Raw genomic sequence first — 3,868 nt, forward strand, 5'->3', positions numbered from 1 at the left:
CCCTTGGTGTAGTCGAACTTCTCGACGGCGCGGATCAGGCCGAGGTTGCCCTCCTGGATCAGGTCGAGGAAGGCCATCCCGCGGCCGGTGTAGCGCTTGGCGATGCTGACGACCAGGCGGAGGTTCGCCTCCAGCAGATGGTCCTTCGCCGCGCGCCCCTCGGCGGCGACGAGCTCCAGGTCAGCACGGAGTACGACGGAGACCGGTGTGCAGGTCGCCAACTTGGTCGCGGCGAAGAGCCCGGCCTCGATCCGGCGGGACAGTTCGACCTCCTGGGCGGCGGTCAGCAGTTTCGTCCGGCCGATGGCCTGGAGGTAGGCCCGGACCAGATCGGTGGAGACACCGCGCTCGTCAGTGGCATCCAGATCGGTGAGGGTGTCGGCGCCGCTGGTGGGGCGTATCCCGTGATCCATCATCTGCAGAGCCATCTTTCGTCTCTCCCCGTATCCGCGTCTGTGCCGTGGGCCGGCGCGGTTCCGCCGGTTGACAATCAGCTTGGTGCGTGGGGCGTGAAACGGGAGTGAGTCGCGATCCTTGGCGGGACCGGATCCGGAGTGCTCGTGGTCACACCCAGCCTTCGCGGGCGGCGTACCAACCGAGCTGCATCCGAGACGCGGCCCCGGCGAGGTCCATCAGGTGGCGTAGCCGCCGCTGCAGGGTGCGTAGCGACAGGCCGAGTTGGCTGGCCACGACCGCGTCGGTGAGCCCGGCCAGGAGCAGGGTCAGGATCTGGCGGTCCAGGTCGGTTGGGCCGTCGGCCTCGGAGTCCTCGCTCAACGTGCCGTCCGCCGACAGGGTCAACGGGTGGGCACCTCGCCACACGGCTTCGAACAGGGCATCCATCGCGGCCAGCAGTCCGGTGCGATGTAGCAGTACCGCACCGGGCTCGCCCTCCGTGGTGGCCGTCAACGGGACCAGCGCCAGCCCGGCGTCAGCGATGATCAGCTTGATCGGTAGTGCCTCCGTCACCCGGATCTGCACACCGTCGCGCAGGGACTCCAGGGTCTCCGCGACCACGCCGGGCTCCGCCAGCGCCGGGCGGTCGATCACCACCCGGAACCGTACGCCCTGTCGTGCTGCCACCGACTCCACGGTGTTGGCGCCCGGTGGTACCGCGACGAAGGGAGGGGTGACGAAGCTGCGAACCTCCCGCCGGGCGGCGTGTTGCACCTGGGCGAACCGGTGCCGGATGGCGTCAACCCCGGTGATCACCTCGATCAACTCGCCGAGGGAGCGTTCCGCGCTCGCGCCGCGGTACTCCTCGGCGAGCGTGACGAGGGCCAGCTCCGCGGCGCGCAGCGCGGACTGCTGCTCGCCGATCAGCGCCCCGAGCGCGACCGCGGGCGGTGCCACCGAGAACGTCTCCTCCGATGCCTGCTTGGTCAGGCCGCGGTCGGTGAGGCGGGACAGCGCCGCCGCCACGCCCGAGACGGGCATCCGTAGGGCGTCGGCGAGCTCGACCGGTCCGGCCTGACCCTGCCGGACCAGCAGGCGGTAGATCGCCTCGTCGTCGGGGCTGAATCCCAACACGCCCAGCATGAGTGGCTTCCTCCCTCGGCCCGCTGCGGCATGGCGGGCATGAGCCACCCGGATCCACCTGGAACGGTCGTCCGCGCTGGCCGGAGGCCCCGGCGGGGTCCCCGGACGATACCGGTCCGGGGGCCCCACCGGCCACTTCATCGCAGGCCGTAGGCGCGGATGAGTTCTTGTCGGATGGCGAAGCCGGCGTCGGTTTCGGCGGCGGCGCGGACGGAGATGAAGCCATCGGGTTGCTTCGGCAGCTTCAGGTCGCCGGTGTAGCGGTCGTCGTCACCCCGGTCGAGAGTGACGGGTTGCCAGGTGGTGCCGTCGTCGTAGGAGACCTCAAGCTCCACCGAGGTGATGGTGCCGGCACCGGTAGTACCGGGTCGTGGTCCGGCGGTGATGCTGATTTCCTGGTGGGTGCCGGCCTCGACATCGCCTCGTAGGTCGGTTTCCAGCTCGTAGTCGAGTTGGAGCAGCGGGATGGGGACCGGGTCGGCTGGAGGGGCCGAGTTGGTGCTGGAGATGAAGTCCCACTCGGTGTGGGTGCGGGTGGAGAGTCGCCACTCGTCGGCCGGGCGGGACGCGTCCAGCACCAGCCGGTAGGGCAGCGTGCCGGCCGGCACCTTCCGCAACCCCAGCGAAGCGTGCCGGGTGTTCTCGAACAGGAGGGTGTCGCCCTGGTAGAGCTTCAGGTGCGTCGGCACCACGCGGTACGGGTAGAAGCCACCGTGTTCAAGCACGGAGCCCGACGGGCTCCACGTCTGCACCTCGACGCTCATGGTGTCGCCGGCTCGATTGTTCTGCGCACTGCCGTCGGTCCGGCCAAAGGCTGGCCGGACAGCGGGTGCGAACCAGTCCACCGTGGTCGTTGACCCCAACTCGTACGAGTTGCGGTGGGAGGCGTCGGTCCAAAAGCGTTGCTGATGGGTTTCGCGCCACTCGATTCCCGGGGTGACCCATTCGGTGCGGGTGCCGGGGTACCACTCCGGCTCGGGGCTCCCATAGGAGATGGCGAAGGTCAGGTCATTGCGGTAGCCGTAACCTTCGGTCTCCTGAACGGCGTGGTATCGGGCGTCGATGCGGGCCAGGTCGCTGTGCCTCGGGTGGTAGGTGAGCGGCTGGTCCGGCACCTGTTCCCGCCAGACCTGGACCAGGTCGTAGATGGTGTCGGGGTACTGCTCCTGGCTGACCTTCAGCGGCGGCACGCCGTGTTCGGCCAATTTGATCAGGATGTTTCCGATGTCACGGTGGATGCTGGCAACGGGAATGGGTGCTTTAACAGGAATGGGTGATTCGCCGACCCACTCGTAGAGGATTCCCGGGTTGTCGTTGACGATCAGGAGGAGTGCGACTCCGGCGGCTACCGCGGCGGCGGCCTGGTCGGCCGGGCTGATGTCGTCGCTGCGTTTGATGACGGCAATTTTGCCGTCGGCGTCGAGGTCGGTGTACTCCTCGGGGGTGCCGGTGCCGGCGTGGACGGGGCGTAGCCATTGTGTGCCGGTGGTGATGGTGCTGCCAGGTTGGACGACGGCGTCGATGGGGAGCAGGCCGAGGGCGCGCAGGCTCAGGACCGGCTCACCCCTGCGCCAGCGGGCCCCCAGGTCGAATGAGCTTTCGCTGCCCTTCTCAGTTGGCAGGACGTACAGGTCGTCGTACCGAGGCGGAACCTCGTAGCCATAGTGGAAGGGTTTGTAGTCGGGGTGCTCAAGGGTGAAGCTGAGTTGGCGCTGCCGGTCTTCCGTGGCATGCGGTGTCTGGGTGTCGAGTAGCTGGGCCTGGCTCGCGTCCAGTATCACCTCGGCCGGCTTGTCGAGGACGGTCTCGGGGGCGACCAGCAGGGCGAGGCCCAACGAGTCACTCCGCTCTCCGGCGACCTCCAGCTCGGCGTAAATAGTGTAGAAACCCGGCGGAAGCCGTAGCGTCCGCTCGCCGTCCACGTCGGTGTATCCAGGGAATGGATAATCTGTCGTCTTTACGAGAACGGTCGCGCTGGTGGGTTCGCCGTTGCGGTCGCGGAGTTTGATGGTGAGGTCGTAGCGTTCGTCTTCTTTGATGAGGCCGAGGCTGGTGCGGGTGATGGTTTCACCGGTGCTGGCATCGGTGCCGATGAGGTAGCCGGTGTGTTCGCCGACATCGGCTGCCGTTGGGTCGCCGGTTACCGGGACGTCTATCTGGCCTTTGGCGGGGACGGTGACGGTGGGGGTGTCGGTGGTGAATGCGTTGTTGCCGGTGGTGGTGAGGTTGAGGGTGACGGGGGTGGTGCTGGTGTTGGTGAGGGTGACTGGTTTGGTGACGGGGGTGTCGGTGGGTTGGTGTGGCCAGTCGAAGTAGCCGAAGTAGGTGG

At 67.7% G+C, this 3,868-nt stretch carries 3 protein-coding genes; all 3 read right to left on the reverse strand.

Going from position 1 to position 3,868, the window contains the following annotated elements; genetic code table 11:
- On the reverse strand, positions 1-428 hold a 428-nt coding region (locus tag H0524_RS13725), incomplete at its 3' end, for a sigma-70 family RNA polymerase sigma factor (RefSeq protein ID WP_375372002.1).
- A 136-nt stretch (positions 429-564) separates the two neighbouring features.
- Entirely contained in the window at positions 565-1,539 is a 975-nt protein-coding gene (locus H0524_RS13730; RefSeq protein WP_018728452.1) for a hypothetical protein, read from the reverse strand.
- A 137-nt stretch (positions 1,540-1,676) separates the two neighbouring features.
- Positions 1,677-3,868 (reverse strand): PA domain-containing protein (locus tag H0524_RS13735; protein ID WP_309225101.1); only part of this gene is annotated, 2,192 nt, incomplete at its 5' end.

The organism is Salinispora sp. H7-4 (genome assembly GCF_013416675.1).
GTDB lineage: Bacteria > Actinomycetota > Actinomycetes > Mycobacteriales > Micromonosporaceae > Micromonospora > Micromonospora vitiensis.

Bases quoted from the DNA above. Each gene is read 5' to 3' on its own strand.
- H0524_RS13730 (WP_018728452.1), bottom strand. From the start codon at position 1,539: ATGCTGGGCGTGTTGGGATTCAGCCCCGACGACGAGGCGATCTACCGC.